The sequence below is a fragment of the Mesorhizobium sp. WSM4841 genome (assembly GCF_055811515.1).
Genome location: NZ_JBVVQC010000003.1, coordinates 70,654 through 87,970, shown reverse-complemented (window position 1 = coordinate 87,970; position 17,317 = coordinate 70,654). Strand labels below are relative to the sequence as shown.

Sequence of the window (17,317 nt, the reverse complement as noted above, 5' to 3'; positions counted from 1 at the left end):
CTCGTGCCGTCATAACTCAAGCGAGAGGCGCTTAAACGTGAACGCCGTGGTCGAGGGGATAGCAGTCATGAAATCTGCGCTCATTTTTGCATCGTTGACATTGGTTGGACTAGGACTAGCGGGAACTGCGTTTGCACAGGAACACGATGCAGACGAACTGTCCAAGAAGTTGGCGAATCCGATCGCAAGCCTGATCAGCGTACCGTTTCAGAGCAATTTCGACTGGGGCGCTGGGCCGGACGGCGACGGTTTCTCCTATCTTATGAAAGTGCAACCTGTGATCCCGATCAAGATCAACGAAGACTGGAACCTCATATCGCGCACCATCCTGCCGATCGCCTATGCGGACTACCTTCCCGATGGCAGCAGCGAGTGGGGACTGGGCAACACCGAACAGAGTTTCTTCCTGTCTCCGTCGAAACCGGGCCCCGGCGGGCTGATCTGGGGTGTTGGGCCGGTCATCCAGCTGCCGACCCGTACCGAAGAGCTCCTCGGCTCCAACCACTGGGGCCTCGGACCGACCGGCGTCGCGCTGGTCCAGAAGGGGCACTGGACAGTCGGTATATTGGCCAACCAAATCTGGTCGCTTGGCGGCGATGACGATGACGCTGACGTCTTCAGCGCGACATATATGCAGCCATTCCTTAATTATGGGCTCGGCCATGGCGCGTCGCTCTACCTCGATACCGAAACAACCTACGACTGGGAGGCGGAGGAGTGGACGGTGCCGATCAATTTCGGCTTTCAACAGGTGTTGAAACTCGGTCATCAGCCCGTGCAACTCCAGTTCGGCGGACGGTACTACGCGGAAAAACCCGAAGGCGGGCCCGATTGGGGGTTGCGCGCGAGTTTTACTCTGCTTTTTCCGGAGAAGTAGCCGAGATTGAAAGCCAAGCTTGGCCTGGGCAACGATTCATGAAAGGGCAGTCAATGAAGCCCGTTTCAAAGCATCTCAAGTCCACCGCCTGCGCAACCGCCGTCGTTCTCTCGATGCTGACGGGAAGCGCGCAGGCGCAGCAATTCCCGATCCCACAGACCGCCGCTGATGTGCCAGGTCCCGCAACGGGCAATACGATGACCAAGGAGTATGTCCAGACGGTCGGCCAGATGGCCTACTTCTGGGGTTGGGCAATTGCCGCGAACGCCAACCGCGCCAAGGCTTTCTCCAAGGTGCCCGAGCCTGGACTGGTCGGCGGCGAGGTGCCGATCGCTTATGGCGGAATTGCCCTGCTGACCGACTATGTCACCCCCAACCAGCGCGTCATCGCCTGTTCGAACCAGGACGTTGTCTACGGTCCGGGCTTCCTGCCGCTGGACAAGGAGCCCTTTGTCATTCAGGTACCGGAGTTCGGCGAACGCTTCTGGGTCTTTGCGCTCTATGACGCACGCACCGACGAATTCTCTGAGCTCGGCCAGCAATACGGCACCAAGCCCGGCTTCTACCTCGTCGTCGGCCCGAACTGGAAGGGCGAAACGCCGGCTGGCGTCACGGCAGTGGTGCGTTCTTCCACGGATCTGGTGTTTGCCATTCCTCGCATCTTCATGGACGACACGGCGGAGGACCGCAAGGCCATCCAACCGCTGCTGAGCCAAGTCAACGTCTACCCGCTGTCTCAGTTCGACGGGAAGGTGAAAATCAAGGATTGGTCCAAGCTCCCACACTTCCCGGCTCCGAAGTCCGAAGGCACAGGCGAAACCAAATATGTGAATCCCGAAACTTTCTTCGACGAATTGCCGGCGCTCATGAAGGCAGTGCCGCCGATGCCTGGCGAGGAGGGTCTTTACAATTGGATCGGCAGCGTTCTGGAGGCCGCCGGCAAGGACCCGGCGGTCAAGCAGACACTCAAGGAAACCGCCGTCGCCTCGGACAAGATGATTACGTCCTACCTTCAGTGGCGCTACATCGGCCGCGCCGCCGGCAACGGCTGGAATTCGCCAGTGAACAATGCGCGGTGGGGCACTGACTACCTCAACCGCACGGCCACGGCCAGGTCGAACATCTATGAGAATCGCCCGGAAGAAACGAAGTATATCTACACGGACAACGACAGCAGTGGGCAACAACTTAGTGGCAACGGCATCTATGCCGTCACTTTCGCTAAGGGCCAGACGCCGCCTGTCAAAGGGTTCTGGTCACTTACTTTGTACGACGCGGAGCATTTCTTCTACAACAACCCGCTGAAGCGGTTTTCACTGGGAACCAAGAACAAGAACCTCGTCTACAACGCGGATGGTTCACTGACGCTTTACGCCGGCGCCCAGTCGCCCGGCAAGGATAAGGAAACCAACTGGCTGCCGGCGCCCGAAGGGACGTTCTCGTTGTATATCCGCGCCTACTGGCCGGAGAACGCCATCCTCGACGGCACGTGGACGCCGCCGACCATCGAGAAGGTGAAGTGATTAAGGCAGAGGGAGGACACACATGAAAACCATACACAAGCGAACCCTCATCGCCGCCGCGTTTGTTGGCGCTTTGGCGTTCGCCGCCGGTGCGCAGGCGCAAGAAAAGATGTCGCCGCTCGTGAGGCAAATGTTCGATGGCGGCTGGCCGGACAAGGCGGCCGTCGAACAACTGAACAAGGAACGCCTCTACTATGACGCCATCGAAGCTTACAGGCTAACCCTGCCCGCCCTGAATACCATCGGCATGCGCGACGGCTCCGAGGCGAAGTTTGGCGAGGGCTACAACGTGCTTCCGATCTGGAAGGACCGGATGAATGGCAAGACCTGGGTGCCCACGCCAAACTGCGACGTGATCTATTCGATGAGCTACCTCGATCTCAAGGAGACCGGGCCGCTCGTCGTTCATGCCCCGCCGGATGTCATTGGCATGTTCACTGACTTCTTCCAACGGACCATCACCGACGTCGGGGCCATCGGGCCGGATCGCGCCCGCGGTGGACTCTATCTGCTGCTGCCACCGGACTACCAGGGGCATGTGCCGGCGGGCTACTTCGTCGTCAAATCCTCGACCTACAACGTCTTCCTCTTCTTTCGCACCGTCATGAAACCGGGCGCAAACGGGCCCGACCCCACGGATGCAGTGGCGCTTGCCGAGACGACACGCGTCTATCCACTCGACCTCGTCGAGAAAGAGCGCAAGCCGATGCAGTTTCCTAACGGCTCGAACGTCCCCGTGAACATGATGTATCCCACGGACTTCTCCTACTGGGAGAAGCTGAAGGCGTTTGTGGACTATGAGCCGGTGGAGTCGATTGCGCCGGAAGTACGCGGCATCCTTGCGTCGATCGGCATCATCAAGGGCGTGCCCTTCAACCCGGATGCCGCTACGAAGGAAGCTCTGACCAAGGCCGTGGAAACCGCGCCGAAGATGATTTACGCGTGGCGTCTCGCTGGCCGGGCTGATGGCAGGGACCGCTACTACACTGACCGGCGTTACGTCAACGCATGGGCCGGTACCGACGCCGCTTGGTTCCAAAGCAGCTATCTCGACGTGAACCAGCGCGCGTCCTTCTTCCAGGTCGCCTATTCCTCTGCGCCGGCCATGGTGATGGACACGATCAACGCGGGCTCGAAATATCCCAGCACGATGTGGGACAAGGACGGCGACCTGCTCGATGGAAGCAAGTCCTACAAGCTGCATCTTCCGCCTGGCATTCCGGCGAAGGCTTTCTGGGCGGTAACGATCTATAATCCGGCCGACGGCACGATGCCGCAGACCAGCCAGCCGTTCCCGTCGCGCAACCAGATGGACAAGGTGCCGCCGAACGCGGACGGCTCGATTGACCTCTATTTCAGCCCGACCAAGATGGAAGGCGTGGACGAGAAGAACTGGATCCAGACGCTGAACGGTCGCGCCTTCCTCGTCACCATCCGTCTCTACGGGACCGGCACAGAGTTCTACGACCAAACGTGGAAGCCAGACGACGTAGTGAAGCTGAACTAAAACTCAGAAGGGATGTGGCATGGCAAATGATGTCACCATCACTCGCTTCGCCGGCGGCCTCGTACGCAGCGGGGTCGGATTATTCGTCGTCGGTTTGACGACCGGACTCGGTCTGGTCCTGCACTATTTCTACGTGACGCCATTCGACGTGTGTTCTGGGTCATTTGCGACCATGGCAATCACCGAGGTCTGGCCCTGGGCGCTGCCGCTGCTCGCCACAGAAGGATTTGGGTTGGCGCTTGCCGCGCTGGGGTTTGGTTTGATCCCGCTGGCCCGACATGGCGTGGGTTCCGTCGTTCTCTCTCATGACAGGAATGTGCCATGACGCAACTTGAAGTCGGCGGGCGGTTCATTCGTCAAGGATTTTGGCTGTTGCTATTCGGCTTCCTGATGAGTTTTGGCATGGTGCTTCATTATGTCGTAGGCGCTCGTTACGAAACCGGCCCGGAGTTCCTGAAAAATGTCACGCTCTGGTACGCGTGCCCGTGGACGCTGTCGACAGCCGTGGTAATCGGCGGTGCGCTTGGCATGATCGCTATCGGCACGGTGTACGCCATGCTCGGAAAGATGATTTCCGGTGCCCGCGTCGAGGGCTTGGAGACGACCGCGCTGACGCTGTGTACTCTCTCACTAATAGCCATCTTTCTCACCGGGTATGCTGGATACTTCGTGATCGATCGCGTTTGGCCGGCCTTCTACTATGCACCCGTCACAGACGGAAAGAACGTGTGGCTGTTGATGCAACTCGCCTGCATGGTGGCTTACGCGGTTGGGGTTTTTCTTGCATTCAACGGCATCCGACGCACGAGCCATGCGATGGCATAATCGAGGCACGCAATCGAAGGAGGGTGATGTTGGTTCAAAATTGTATGCTGACTTGGCACCGCCCCTGAGCGATCTGACAGGACTCAATGAGCCGAAAGCGCGTTTCCGCCGCCTGAATTTGAAAGTCCAGAAGCAGAGCGATCAGGAGCTCCTGCCTTGGTCAATGGCAGATTGGGGAGATCATGCTGAGCATCAGGTCTTTGGCGGTCTTGGCACTTGCCGTTTCGGCATGTGCCCGCCATCCAGAGGGCGTACTGGTGCCAGTGGCCGACACAGCACCTTCGACAAGCCGGGTCGAAATGCTGGTTGTCACGACGCGCCAGCGCTCGCAGAACCCCGGCGAGATGTTCTCCGGTGAGCGGGGCCAACTGGCGTTTGCCGACTTCACCGTCTCCATTCCTGAAAACCGCAAGGAGGGCGAGGTCAATTGGCCGAAGAGGTTGCCTCCCGATCCCGCTACGGATTTCGCGACTCTGAACGCGGAGGTGATTGACAGGGAAACGGTCATCCGTCGGCTGAACCAGGCCGCAATAAAAAGCCCGGATCGCAGCGTACTGGTATTCATCCATGGCTTTAACAATCGATTCGAGGATTCGGTCTATCGCTTTGCTCAACTCGTCCATGACTCCGACACGCACAGCGTGCCGATCCTGGTGACATGGCCGTCACGAGGACACCTTCTGGCCTATGGATATGATCGCGAGAGTACTAACTACACACGCAACGCGCTTGAGAACCTCTTTCAATTCCTGGCGCGCGACAAGGACGTCAAAGAAGTGTCGATCCTTGCCCATTCGATGGGCAACTGGCTGGCGTTGGAATCGCTGCGTCAGATGGCGATCCGCAATGACGGGCTGCCAGCCAAATTCAAGAACATCATGCTTGCTGCTCCCGATGTAGATGTCGATGTTTTCCAGTCGCAAATCGCGGACATGGGTCAGCCACACCCGCTATTTACGATGTTCGTGTCGCGCGACGATCGTGCGCTGGCGGTGTCGCGGCGCGTTTGGGGCGATATCCCGCGCCTAGGATCGATCGATCCGGAACAACCTCCCTACAATTTCGAGCTTACGGAAGACGAGATCACGGTGATCGATTTGACCAAAGTCAAGGCTGGAGACCGCCTGCACCATGACAAGTTCGCAACTTCCCCTGAGATCGTGCAACTTATCGGCGGTCGGATATCGGAGGGACAGATGCTGACCGACAACAGGGTGGGGCTTGGAGAGCACATCATCACCGGAACGGCTGGCGCTGCGGCTACTGTGGGTGGCGCAGCCGGAATTGTCGTTGCAACTCCCGTTGCCGCTGTTGACCAGGACACAAGAGCCCATCTTCACCACCATGTGCGCGCGCTCGGAAGACCCGGCCCCCGTTGGCCTGATATGAACTGCGTCGAACCTCGTACGACGGCGAACACATGCGCAGTGCAACGCAGCCGCGGCACGGTTTCTAGTCGCTAGCTATTTTGTTCAGGTATTGCTGGGGCGATCCGTCGTATTCCAGCTGACGGGGCGGCTAATTCGATCAGAACTGAAACTTGGCGCCTATGACTGGCCCCTGCATTGAGACGTCCCACACAAATCCATCGTCGTCATAGTCTACGGCAAGGTAGCGGTAGCCAGCCTCCAGCGCGAACGAGTCGTTGACCTTGTATTCAAGCGTGGCCTCAACCTGCCAATCGATGTCAGCACCGACGCCGAAGCCACCGACATCGGCCTCGGCGTGAAGCCCGAAGCCACTGCCGAGATCAAAGCTGCCAGCCAATCCAATCAGCGGATCGACCCAGGTCTTGCTGCCACTGGCCTCTCGCGTTTGGAACGGGCCAGTAACGGTCAAATCCGTATCCAAGTACCAGAGCCGTCCGCCTGCCAGAACATCCAAGGTCGCGGTACCATTGTCGACGACCCGATAGGAGCCGCCGAAGGTCCACAGTATCACGTCCAGATCTGCCTCTGCCGAAAACAGTCCGAACGGGCCTGTTCCTTCGGCCTTTAGTCCGAGGTAGATGAACTCGGTGAAAACAGCGTAACGGTCATAGCGTGCCTCGCCGTCAATCATGACAGGAGGCGGCCACCAATCGAGGTGGTCCCAAATCTGATCGAAATCGACGTCGACATTCGCCGGTCCAAGGCCGCGGACGCCGACACGGCCGTCGAGGCTTGCCGCCCAGAAAAACGGCTCTACCGTGAAGGTCCACTCAGGCGGGATTTCAGGAGCCGGCGTCTGGACATCCGCAGCGATCGTGGGTGTCGCAACCAGCACCGCCGCCAGTCCTGCCCATGCCGCTCGGACGATTCCCATATCATGTCCCCTCGAAATCTTGCTGCCAAGTGTACGCCCATCCCCGCAATTTCGCCATTGTAGCACGCCAGTTCCAGGGCTTCTTTGTCCGAACTGTTGCCCCGCGGCCACTATTCCCACAGGGTTGGGGGGAGAGGCGGCAGGGTCTACACATCACACCTCGAGTTCAAGACAGTCGAAGCTCAGTAGGGATCGGAGAAAGTGTCGCAATCCCCGAATTTTCCACCGTATAACCCTCGCCGGAGCCATCTGACCCGCTGGTCCGATGTGCCATGTGCAAAGGTCTCCGGTCCCATCTCGCCTAATTCCTTCAACTTCGACTGCAAGGCATCATCGCCGAGTCGCCGCGCCGCATTTTGCGCCTGTTCAAGAAACGTTTTTGGAAGGGGCATATTGTAAGCCATGTAGTATCCCCACATGCCCGCGAAGCAGTCTGCCTGCAATTCAACCCGAACTGCGAACTTTCGGGCGCCTTCACGACCCACTTGCTCCCGCAGCTGCTTGAAGTCTGGCAGGATACCCATCTCATTTTGGACGTGATGGCTAACTTCGTGAGCAATCATAAATGCTGGGGCAAAACTTCGCGACGCACCCAGAAATTCGGAGAACTCTTTAAAGAAACCTGTGTCGATATAGAGCTTACGCTCACTTGCACAGTAGAACAAACCATGTGCAGTCGAGATTATACCGCACCCAGTATATACTTTGTTCCGGAACATACTCAAGATTGGTCGCTTGTAAGTCAAACCGTTCTCTTGGAATATTTTAGTCCAGAAACCTCCTAAATCCGCGAGCGTTGACACAATTAGCTGCTGTATTTGATCGTCATCCGAGACATCACCACGACTTGCGTCAGCAACGGGTTCGACAATCCCAGCCGCCATTAACCCGGGAGATTTCAAGGCAATATATACCAAAGCAGGCAGGAGCAGGTTGAAGAACATCTTTAGCCTGTTTGTCGAGACAGCACCTATTCTTCGCGTTTTTTATTCAGCCTGACTTGGCGCTGCGGCGCTTATTTCCAACTATGGGCCCCCACGAGACGATTTTCCGGACTCCCCGATGTCGTCAGAGGCGGTATTGTTAGAGGCACGTGCGCAGGTTATCCCGACAGCGCACATGAATCTACCATTGCCGAACCGAAGCAGGTCCAGACAACGGCGAGTCGACGACAGGAATCACCGGCTTGGCCCAGTCACCTATTGCGCCCATGAATGCGCTAAGAAGGATTTGGATGACACGATGAACGACCTTTCAGCTCCCAACCCGATTTTTGAAATTGTTCTCGGCACGTTGATCATGATTGTAATCATCCTCGGCCTTCGCGCAGTCAACCAGCGCTTCAGCAAGTCCTGGATCCATATGAACGAGACCACGCCGCATGGCGTCTGATCGGACCAATCATAGCGATGTTGGGCTTGTTTACATTCGGTTGGACAGGTAGCGTTCTGGTGACCATCATGAGCGAAGTCGGCAAGCTCGACAGAATGGTACGATGGACCGCGCGGAGCTCTGAGGCGGTCACTACCTTGTCGAACCAAAAGTCAGCCTGGCAAATCCTGGTCAAAATGGACTATCAGCGGCCAGGGAACACGTAGCCGAGTTGCGGGCGGATGCCGGCTACACGCGACGTGCGCGATCTTCGTGCCCTTCTCCCTGCTTCGTGCGATATCGCGCACGCGTCGCTCGAGCGCCCAGAATTGTTCCGCTTGCTTGCGGATTGTAGTCGGCCGAGTTGCTGAATTCTAAAAGTCCAAATCACGAGGCGCCAGCACGACCTCTATTTCGTCGCGTTCGATCTGCTGCATCTCAACGGCCACGATTTGCGTGACATGGCGCTTGAGGATCGGCGGGAAATCCTGGCCGGCCTTATAGGGTCTGTCAGCCGCATCCAGTTCAGCGAGACGATGCCGGGCGACGCCAAGGCGATCTATCACCTGGTCGACCAGGCCGGCCTTGAAGGAATGGTGTCCAAGCGTCGAGACAGCAAGTATCGCAGCGGCCCTTCGACCAACTGGCTGAAGACAAAATGCTACACCGTCGGGGAATTTGAACTGCTCGGCGTCGAGCGCGAGGCCGGCAAGCCTGCCTTTGCCCTGATGGCCGAGCGAGGCACCGGGCGCTATGTCGGCTCGGCCTTCATCACCTTAAACCGGGAAATGCGCGAACGGCTCTGGCAGCGCGTCCAGGAGCACGCAGGGACGGCGCCAAAAGGCATGAAGCGGCCGGCGACGCAGTGGGTCAAACCGGGGATTAAAGCCCGCGTGAAGCATTTAAGGGGCGAGGAAGATCTTCGGCACGCCTCACTACAGGATTTCTGGGATGAGGATTGAAGACGACGATGTTTGTCTCCCTCTATTCATGGCCCATACGCCACTCCATCCGGCCCCACGCATACCCACGGCTGCTGAACGCCTCCGATCTGGAGGTCCCCCTGGGTGTAGCACTCGGTCCGCGATCCTCGAATGTTATCCAGCACGAGGATGCAGACGATGAGAATGGCCGCGACGACTAGCGTCTTCATGTCGACGCCTCATCCAAAGAAGTAGTGCTCGCCGCCACCGAGGTCGAGGAGGCCAGCTGGACCCCACTTGTCGTCGCTCTTGGGGTCTGCTTGTCCATGAGGAGGCGGGCGTAGTCGGCTGGCTCGATGCCCGGTGGCAGGTCGATCATGGTGCCCCCGCTTGATGTGATAGAGCAAATTTTGATGCCGGCTATACCACAAAATGTTAGAAGCTGCTAATGTTCAGGTGCCCTGGATGGGGCCGCGGCGTAGTTCGAGGGTGGGTCAGCGAACGCCTCATGTCCGCTATGACGCCGGGCCAGATAGCCGGGCGGCATCGCTGAAGACTCGAGACGCTATCAGCGAGGCCGAGAAGCGAGGGTCGGCAAGCTTCCTCGCTCTCCAACCCGCTTGCCAGCGACATCAAATTTTAGGAATATAATCTCCATTGCGGCGAACCCCTTTTACGGAGATCGCCATGCCTCAAAAAACCCTCGCCGACACCCTGGCCGCCCGCGAAACCATCTATGTCAATTGTGCGCACCCGATGTGCTGCAAATCGACGAAGCTCGACATCCAGGCGCTGACTGACAGGCTCGGCAGTGACCACGGCTCGATGCATGACGACCTGGTCGGGCTCTTTATCTGCTAAATTGCAAGGCTGCCGGCGTGACCGCCGGCAGGTGTTCTTCACATGCATTCCTGACTACGAAGGCCAGCAGCGGGCGCGCAATCGCGACTGGAAGCCAACTTTCGAACGAAGGGGCTGAACGTGGCCGGCGCCTGTTTGGGGGGCGGGGGTAAGATCGCCTGACGGCGCCGGCCGGGCGGATTGGGATCCGCAGATGGAACCCTACCGAACTTGGCGATTCACGTAAATTCCGTGATCGCGGAAGACCCTACGCGCTGCCGTTTCCCGCGCCATTCCATGAGTCTGGAGCGGGCGATATTTTAGTCAAGAGATTGCTAATATGCGTGGCCGCTTCATCCAATCGATGGACGAAAACCATCAAGGGCCGGTGCTAATTTGATGCATGTCACGACCTTACTTGCGCCCGAGCCACCTCGCTATCGCTATCCTCGCGATCAGCGTCAGCTATGCCGAAGCCGCGGACCGTAAGGTCGAAACCGCGACTCTCGGTACGTACGACAATTCGAAGAACCTGCCGGCTTGCACCGCGTCAAACTCACTCTTCGAAGTGCTAAATAATTGGAATCGTCGCCCATGAGACTCGCGACCCTAGACCTTGAAACTGCGAGATACGGTGACGTTTATCGCGCCGTAAGGCTCACGCGGCTAAGGCAGCAAGTGATCCGGCACATCAAGCGCACTGACGCCTCGGCTCAAAAAGTCGAGCAAGCGCTGGCTAGGTTGGCCGAAGCAAACGCCCCCATGGACCAGCTCGCGCGGCATCAGTAGGGCCACGCTCATGCACCCCTCCGCATCGGCACGATGTGCGGCGGGTTGTTCGATTGCTGCATGTGGCATTCCTCCACATTCGTTTCGCGTCGCATGCGGTCGGCGTGCTTGAGGGTGTAGGCCACTGCTGCGACGCTCCCTACATCTCGTTGTTTTCGATGATCCCGGCTTCGCCGTCGGGCAGGTGAGAAGCTTATTTCCCAAGACGGCTCAGAACTATAGCAAGGTAGCCTTTGTCTCGATCCTTCCGATCTTGCAATTCTGCGAGGTCGGAACGTAGCGCTTCCTCACCCTCGATATCGGTGATGCCATAGTCTTGTTGCGCATCGAGCCACCATTGAGTTTGCTTAATGAGCTTTTCAGTACCCTTAATTCGCTCTTGTAGCGATTCAGCATACCTTTCGAGCCCCTCGGTCAACGCCCCCTCCTGAATAAATGAGTCTGCCAGCAAATCACCATCGCGGCACCAGCACAAGCGCCCGCCAGGACTCGCGAGCCGCTTCCCTGCTGTAGGACGGCCGCCAGCCGAAACGCTCGCTGGAGAGGCTCTGTACTGCGCTGCACTGAGGACGGAGTACTTCAGGCTAGATTTGTCCAGAAAAGTATCGCCTGACACGCGAAGCCCACACAGGCCGATATGCCGCCAGCGGCGTTCCACCGGCCGGCGCGCTGCAGTTCTCCGATGAAAGTGTTAAGATTATTGGGGACGCGGATCGATGCCGCAACAAGCCAAAAAGCTGCAGCGAGGCCGGTCGAGAAAAGTCCGATCAGATTAATCCACAACGTCATGATCTTCTCAGCCTCACCCCGGCGCCGCCGCCATTCTCGGCGATGAACTCTACGCCGGCGGATTCGAGGGCGCGCTCGATCGCCGCCAATGTGCTCACCCGCGGGTCAGTTACCCCACGCTCGACGTTCTTCGGCGCGATTAACGTTCTCTGCGATTTCCAAAAACTGAGTGTCGATCGCGTCTTTAGTAGCCGCCACCGCCAGTACCGCCGGCACTGCCACTACTGCCCCCGCTCGATGTAGACGCGGTTGCCGGTGCGGGTGGAGCCTCGCCGCGTGGTGCTGTCATGCAGGCAGTCAAAAGTAATACCGAAAACAGGATGAAGAGGCGCATATCGATAACCTCCTTTGGTAGGGTGTTCCCTATCGACAACGTCTCAGGTCCATCATTATTCCGCGAAGTTTGATCGGAATGCCCGCTGCCTCACGGTGGCGGGCTTTTTCTCTGGTTCACTTAGAGCCGGTGCGAAGTACAGTGTATGACGAGGTTGTCACCGCGCCGGAACCATTACCACGCGTGACGCGCACTGTAGCAGGTCCGCTCTTTGCAGGGGCGGCGGTCGCGGTCGAGGCTACTGTCTCGATCACGTCCGTCGCCCTGGCGTAGAATAGCTCGCCATTCGGCGAGACGCCCCATCCTGCGATATCATCCTCATCTCTGATCGCCTGGCAACGTCCAACCGTTTTTTGACCAGCGTGCGGAGGAACTCTCGATATCTGATCAGCCAGCGCTTCTTCGCATTTGGACGTGGTCGAAAAGATCGTGGGCTTTGAGGCAGGCGCTCGGCATAGCATCAAATCGGGACTGCACGACAACAGCACCATAATGGCAGACGTTACCGTATCCATCGCCCTTCGCCTCCGCGACGTAATATAGCTTCAATGCTGAGACTGCGGAATGGTCAAACGTTCGAGCCCGCTGCCTCACGGTGGCGGGCTTTTTGCTGGGGCGGACAGTCCGGCGCGATTAAGGTTCTCTGCGATTTTCCAAAACTGAGTCGATCGCGTCTTTAGTAGCCGCCACCGCCAGAACCGCCGGCACTGCCACTGCTCCCGCTCGATGAAGACGCGGTTGGCCGTGCGGGTGGAGCCTCGCCGCGTGGGGCTGTCATGCAGGCAGTCAAAAGTAATACCGAAAACAGGATGAAAAGGCGCATATCGATTCTCCCTATGGTAGGTAGAGTGTTCTCTATCGACAACGTCTCAGGTCCATCATTACTCCTCGAAGTTTGATCGGAAGACCCGCCGGTTGCTGGCTCCGCTAGCACAGCGTTTCGCACCGGGTCCCGTCGCCATCGCGATCCAGCTTGGAAATGTGCGGAACCGTACGAAGCGGATTGCACGCAACCAACGCGGTGGCCGGGCATTAATTTAGCAAAGCATCAAATAGGAAAGCATCGGGAGGAAGACCATGCTGCACCTTAACATGCCCGGCGAATTTGAGGTCGGCGATGAGGTTGCGCTAGCAGGTACCGTCATCACCATTCTCCCTAGCGGCCGAGCCAGAGTGAGCATTCCATCCTATGACCATCCTTACACGCTAGAGCCGCCACCCAAAGCCCGGGCCGGCGACCGAGTAGTTCTTGTTGGGGACGTCACCCGCATCGATCGCGGAGCGGAGAAACTCACCGTGCGGATTGACTGCGGCGGCGTGATTACGGTCGACAGGTCGGCAATCACTCGGCTGAGAAAGCATCGCCGGGCTTCAGCCGGTTGAACGCTACGGCAACACCACGGCTGCGCTCGTCGGGCATACGGTGACGTTGCTCTTCCTCGCCGTAGGCGTGCCCCATGGCCCAAGGTTTTTACCTGCCGGCCAGCTAAGTCGTTGAAACCCTTGGTACGCCCAAGGGGAATCGAACCCCTGTTCCCGCCGTGAGAGGGTGCTGGGCGATACTGAAATTCGTCCAAAGCCATCCTGTCACGCCAATCGCGGCAATCATCAGATCAGGCCAATAGCGAAACCCGATTCTGTAGATATGCTGTAGATCAGCCGTTATCCGGAGATTTTCAGGATGGGGTAAGTCATTGAAAATGTTGGCTCCCCGGGCCGGATTCGAACCAGCGACCAACCGGTTAACAGCCGGTTGCTCTACCACTGAGCTACCGGGGAACAGAGGCTCTCATGTGAGTGGCGCAGCCTATAGCAAACCCGTTTCGGCTTTGCAAAGCAGCATTTCGTATTTTTCGACGCTTTTTCCCGCCACGATTTCTCGCAATCATGTGCGCGCGTCCTCATATGAGCCGTCTGGCGGGGTGCGCGGAACCGAAAACGCGGTTGCGGCTTTCGTCAGCTGGTGCTTTTACTTTGCACGAACGGATCACCGACCAGACATGAGCGCAGCGAGCCACAACCATCCACCGGCACGGAAAATATTGGTCTTCGGCCGTCAGTTCACCATGCCGCGTTCGCGCGGCCTCAGGATTGCGATCGGCGTCGTGCTGATCTTCGGCGGCATTCTCGGCTTCCTGCCGATCCTGGGGTTCTGGATGATTCCGATCGGATTGCTGGTGCTCTCCTACGAGTTTGCCTTGGTGCGCCGCCACCGGCGCCGGCTTGTCGTGTGGTGGGAGCGGCGGCGGCGGCCGAACTGACGGGTTTGTACCGCAGGGGCAAGCTTCTGTGAGGGGGCGTCTTTCCGGCTCGACTAAATCTGGCCAATGCCCGGAGCGCTTTTCCGGCCCTCGCAGCTCTCCTTCAGAATGGCGGACCTTCTGCTTACGCTACGTAAAGTCCAGGTCCCGGGCTTCCCTTTGCGATACTCCGTACTTAACAATTAACTAATATCTTAATTGCAGGATGCGTATCGACGATTCGATGCGTGGCATCATGGCCAAGGGGAAACCGTCCGGAATGCACCATGGCCGCTTGACGGCATTTTCGCCGCAACCTATTGGAACCGGGTGGAACGCCGGGAGCAATGAGGCCTCGTGGCGGAGTGGTTACGCAGAGGACTGCAAATCCTTGCACCCCGGTTCGATTCCGGGCGAGGCCTCCAAATGCCCAAGCTCCCGCGCACCAGCGCCAGGGGGCTTGAATTCCGGTCGAATGAGCCGCGGTCTTGGCGCGGCAAGCAGATTGGTTTTGGGCGGATTGGTTGGAACATGAGCGCTGATTTTGCCGAACGTCGGGTGAAAATGGTCGATGGCCAGATCCGCACCACCGACGTGACCAGCGCGCCGCTGCTCGAGGCGATGCTTGTCGTGCCGCGCGAGGCCTTTGTCGCCCCCGGCCAGCGCGATCTGGCCTATATCGACGAGGACATCCGCATCGCCAATGCAGCGGACGGCCCACGCTATCTCATGGAGCCTTCGCCGCTGGCCAAGCTGATGCAACTGGCCGAGATCGGCCCTGGCGATTCGGCGCTCGATGTCGGCTGCGGCACCGGCTATGCGGCGGCGATCCTGTCGCGGCTGGCAAAGTCGGTCGTCGCCCTGGAAAGCGATCCGGCATTGGTCGAGACCGCCATGTCGACGCTTTCGGCGCTGGGCTGCGACAATGTCAGCGTGGTCAAGGGGTCGCTGCCGGAAGGCCATGCCGCGGGAGCACCCTACGACGTCATTTTCATCGGCGGCAGTGTGGAGAAGGTGCCGGAATCGCTGCTCGACCAGCTTGCGGAAGGCGGCCGGCTCGTCGCCGTCGAAGGGCAGGGGAATTCGGGTGTGGCCCGATTGTTTTTGAAAACAAGGGGGGTTGTAACCGGAAGAGGCGCATTTAATGCGGCAATTAAGCCACTACCGGGATTTGAACGTGCTCATGCGTTTGAATTCTGAGCAATTTTGGCTTGCGGCAAAGGCGTTGTCATGTTCGCTTGCGCTTGAACAATCGTTGCTGATCCGCATAACCGGGGTGTTCTTTTGGGGGCTGACAGCAGGGGACCTGAAACACACCGCGCCGGCTGCTCGAATGGGAGAAGCCGGCGCGGTGTGGTTCCCATGCAAAACGAATGAGGGAATAACGTGCCGTCTTTACGCAAGAGCCTTTTTGCCGCCGTCCTCTTCTCGGCGACCGCGCTTTCTCCGCTGGCCGCCTCGGCGGAAACCATTCTCGGTGCACTTTCAAAAGCCTACCAGAACAATTCCGAGCTCAATTCGGCTCGTGCCGGCGTCCGCGTCACCGATGAGAGCGTTGCCATCGCCAAGTCCGGCTGGCGCCCGACCATCACCGGTTCTGCCGACATCGACTACTCCAGCGAAAATTTCAATGCCCGCGGCAATGTACCCGGCGCGAACCGAAGCACGCGTTTGACCACCGGCAACTTCGGCGTCCAGATCGACCAGACCCTGTTCGACGGCTTTCAGACCAGGAACAACGTCGCTGCAGCCGAATCCCAGGTCCGCGCCTCGTTCGAGAGCCTGCGCAACACCGAAGAGAACACTCTGTTCAACGCGGCAAGCGCCTACATGGACGTGATTCGCGACCGCCAAGTGGCGGTGCTGACGGAGCAGAACCTGCAGTTCCTGACCGAGCAGGCGCGCGCCGCGCGCTCGCGCTTCGAAGTCGGCGAGGGCACCCGCACCGACGTAGCACAGGCCGATGCCGAGCGCTCCTCCGCTGTGGCGGAACTGGCCGCCGCCCGCGCGCAGGCGCTGGCAAGCGCTGCGACCTATCGCCAGATCGTCGGCGATGAGCCAGGCAGGCTCAGGGCCGCTTCGCCGCTGTCGAAGCTGTTGCCGTCGAACCTCGATGCGGCGATCGCGATTGCAGCCAGCGAGCACCCGGCCATCCTCTCCACCCAGCATCTGGTCGACGCGGCGGCGTTTTCGGTGAAATCGGCCGAAGGCGCGCTGCTGCCGCAGCTTTCGGCTTCCGCCGGCGTTTCCAGCGCCTATCGCAGGGAGAGTCCGGGCGTCGATCTCGGGACGGGGCAGGATGGCACAACCAATTCGGCCAGCATTGGTGCCACCTTGACTATACCGATCTATTCGGGCGGGCGGACGTCGGCGATAGTGCGTCAGAACAAGGAATCGCTCAGCCAGGCCCGGATCGAGGTCGATGTAAGCCGCGACACCGTGCGGCAAGCCGTGACCTCGGCGTGGACGCAATATATCGCCGCCCAGCAAACCGTGGTGGCCAACAGGCAGGTGATCGCCGCCGCGCAGCTTGCCTTGAGCGGGGTCATCGAGGAGCGCAATGTCGGCCAGCGCACCACGCTCGACGTTCTCAACGCCCAGGCCACCCTCATCACCGCCAAGATCAACCAGGCCAGTTCCGAACGCGATTTGGTGGTGGCGAGCTATGCCATCCTCTCGGCGATCGGTCGTCTATCGGTCGAGCGTCTCGCCCTTCAGGTGACGAAATACAGACCCGAAGAGCATTACAATGCGGTTAAGGACAAGTGGATCGGCCTGCGCACCCCGGACGGCCGCTGATCGCGCCAGCAGTTTCAAATCCCGTCCAGTTTCAAGGCATTAGAGCCCGCGCGTTCGAAGGAATGCGCGGGCTCTAATCTGTTGAAATCCAATACACCCTCAGATTGGGGATTCTCGTAAGGCGATCCGTCGGTTACGCTATTGCCATGATTCGAATCCGGCTTTGGCCGGACAGGGAATCTACAACGAGTCACAA

Annotated in this window: 17 protein-coding genes and 2 tRNA genes; 14 read left to right on the top strand and 5 right to left on the bottom strand. The window is 58.8% G+C overall.

Annotated features, from left to right (window positions below):
* Positions 1-67 precede the first annotated feature (67 nt).
* The 6 genes from AC0L14_RS04315 (at position 68) to AC0L14_RS04290 (ending at position 6,195) form a co-directional block, all read left to right on the top strand.
* Positions 68-877: a transporter gene (locus AC0L14_RS04315; protein WP_473748866.1), complete on the top strand. Its 810-nt coding sequence runs from the start codon at positions 68-70 to the stop codon at positions 875-877.
* Positions 832-2,400: a DUF1254 domain-containing protein gene (locus AC0L14_RS04310; protein ID WP_473748739.1), complete on the top strand. Its 1,569-nt coding sequence runs from the start codon at positions 832-834 to the stop codon at positions 2,398-2,400. The genes AC0L14_RS04315 and AC0L14_RS04310 overlap by 46 nt, the downstream gene beginning before the upstream one ends.
* Before the next feature lie 22 nt (positions 2,401-2,422).
* Complete coding sequence (locus tag AC0L14_RS04305; protein WP_473748738.1) at positions 2,423-3,907, top strand: DUF1254 domain-containing protein; 1,485 nt, start codon at positions 2,423-2,425, stop codon at positions 3,905-3,907.
* Positions 3,908-3,926: 19 nt separating this feature from the next.
* A complete protein-coding gene (locus tag AC0L14_RS04300; protein WP_473527581.1) occupies positions 3,927-4,232 on the top strand; it encodes a hypothetical protein in 306 nt (101 codons plus the stop codon).
* Entirely contained in the window at positions 4,229-4,732 is a 504-nt protein-coding gene (locus tag AC0L14_RS04295) for a hypothetical protein (RefSeq protein WP_473527580.1), read from the top strand. The genes AC0L14_RS04300 and AC0L14_RS04295 overlap by 4 nt, the downstream gene beginning before the upstream one ends.
* Positions 4,733-4,914: 182 nt before the next feature.
* Positions 4,915-6,195 carry an alpha/beta hydrolase gene (locus AC0L14_RS04290; RefSeq protein ID WP_473527579.1) on the top strand — a complete coding sequence of 427 codons (1,281 nt, stop codon included), beginning with the start codon at positions 4,915-4,917 and terminating at the stop codon, positions 6,193-6,195.
* Between the two features lie 64 nt (positions 6,196-6,259).
* Here the strand turns inward: AC0L14_RS04290 and AC0L14_RS04285 are convergent, their stop codons facing one another.
* Positions 6,260-7,036: a porin family protein gene (locus AC0L14_RS04285; RefSeq protein ID WP_473527578.1), complete on the bottom strand. Its 777-nt coding sequence runs from the start codon at positions 7,034-7,036 to the stop codon at positions 6,260-6,262.
* Between the two features lie 182 nt (positions 7,037-7,218).
* Positions 7,219-7,980, bottom strand: coding sequence for a neutral zinc metallopeptidase (locus tag AC0L14_RS04280; RefSeq protein WP_473748737.1), 762 nt, complete (start codon positions 7,978-7,980; stop codon positions 7,219-7,221).
* A 298-nt stretch (positions 7,981-8,278) separates the two neighbouring features.
* Between AC0L14_RS04280 and AC0L14_RS04275 the strand changes: the two genes are divergently transcribed.
* The 3 genes from AC0L14_RS04275 to AC0L14_RS04265 all read left to right on the top strand — a co-directional run bounded on the left by AC0L14_RS04275 (position 8,279) and on the right by AC0L14_RS04265 (position 10,191).
* On the top strand, positions 8,279-8,428 hold the full coding sequence (locus tag AC0L14_RS04275; protein WP_473748736.1) for a hypothetical protein: 150 nt from the start codon (positions 8,279-8,281) through the stop codon (positions 8,426-8,428).
* 350 nt (positions 8,429-8,778) lie between these two features.
* On the top strand, positions 8,779-9,369 hold the full coding sequence (locus tag AC0L14_RS04270; protein WP_473748865.1) for an ATP-dependent DNA ligase: 591 nt from the start codon (positions 8,779-8,781) through the stop codon (positions 9,367-9,369).
* A 648-nt stretch (positions 9,370-10,017) separates the two neighbouring features.
* Positions 10,018-10,191 (top strand): hypothetical protein, encoded by a 174-nt coding sequence (locus AC0L14_RS04265; protein ID WP_473748735.1) that lies wholly within the window; start codon positions 10,018-10,020, stop codon positions 10,189-10,191.
* Positions 10,192-11,152: 961 nt separating this feature from the next.
* Here the strand turns inward: AC0L14_RS04265 and AC0L14_RS04260 are convergent.
* Together AC0L14_RS04260 and AC0L14_RS04255 are read right to left on the bottom strand one after the other, a co-directional pair.
* Positions 11,153-11,377, bottom strand: coding sequence for a hypothetical protein (locus AC0L14_RS04260; protein ID WP_473527574.1), 225 nt, complete (start codon positions 11,375-11,377; stop codon positions 11,153-11,155).
* Positions 11,378-11,538: 161 nt separating this feature from the next.
* Positions 11,539-11,748, bottom strand: coding sequence for a hypothetical protein (locus AC0L14_RS04255; RefSeq protein ID WP_473748734.1), 210 nt, complete (start codon positions 11,746-11,748; stop codon positions 11,539-11,541).
* A gap of 1,411 nt (positions 11,749-13,159) precedes the next feature.
* Here AC0L14_RS04255 and AC0L14_RS04250 point away from each other — a divergent pair.
* Positions 13,160-13,465 carry a hypothetical protein gene (locus AC0L14_RS04250; protein WP_473527573.1) on the top strand — a complete coding sequence of 102 codons (306 nt, stop codon included), beginning with the start codon at positions 13,160-13,162 and terminating at the stop codon, positions 13,463-13,465.
* Positions 13,466-13,786: 321 nt separating this feature from the next.
* On the opposite strand, the gene AC0L14_RS04245 is transcribed toward AC0L14_RS04250, so the two are convergent.
* Positions 13,787-13,861, bottom strand: a tRNA-Asn gene (locus tag AC0L14_RS04245).
* Between the two features lie 221 nt (positions 13,862-14,082).
* Here AC0L14_RS04245 and AC0L14_RS04240 point away from each other — a divergent pair.
* From AC0L14_RS04240 to AC0L14_RS04225, 4 genes are all read left to right on the top strand, one after another.
* A complete protein-coding gene (locus AC0L14_RS04240) occupies positions 14,083-14,343 on the top strand; it encodes a hypothetical protein (RefSeq protein ID WP_473527572.1) in 261 nt (86 codons plus the stop codon).
* A gap of 330 nt (positions 14,344-14,673) precedes the next feature.
* A tRNA-Cys gene (locus tag AC0L14_RS04235) sits at positions 14,674-14,747 on the top strand.
* A 106-nt stretch (positions 14,748-14,853) separates the two neighbouring features.
* On the top strand, positions 14,854-15,522 hold the full coding sequence (locus tag AC0L14_RS04230; protein WP_473527571.1) for a protein-L-isoaspartate O-methyltransferase family protein: 669 nt from the start codon (positions 14,854-14,856) through the stop codon (positions 15,520-15,522).
* Between the two features lie 186 nt (positions 15,523-15,708).
* Positions 15,709-17,121 carry a TolC family outer membrane protein gene (locus AC0L14_RS04225; protein ID WP_473489505.1) on the top strand — a complete coding sequence of 471 codons (1,413 nt, stop codon included), beginning with the start codon at positions 15,709-15,711 and terminating at the stop codon, positions 17,119-17,121.
* The last annotated feature ends 196 nt before the right edge of the window (positions 17,122-17,317 follow it).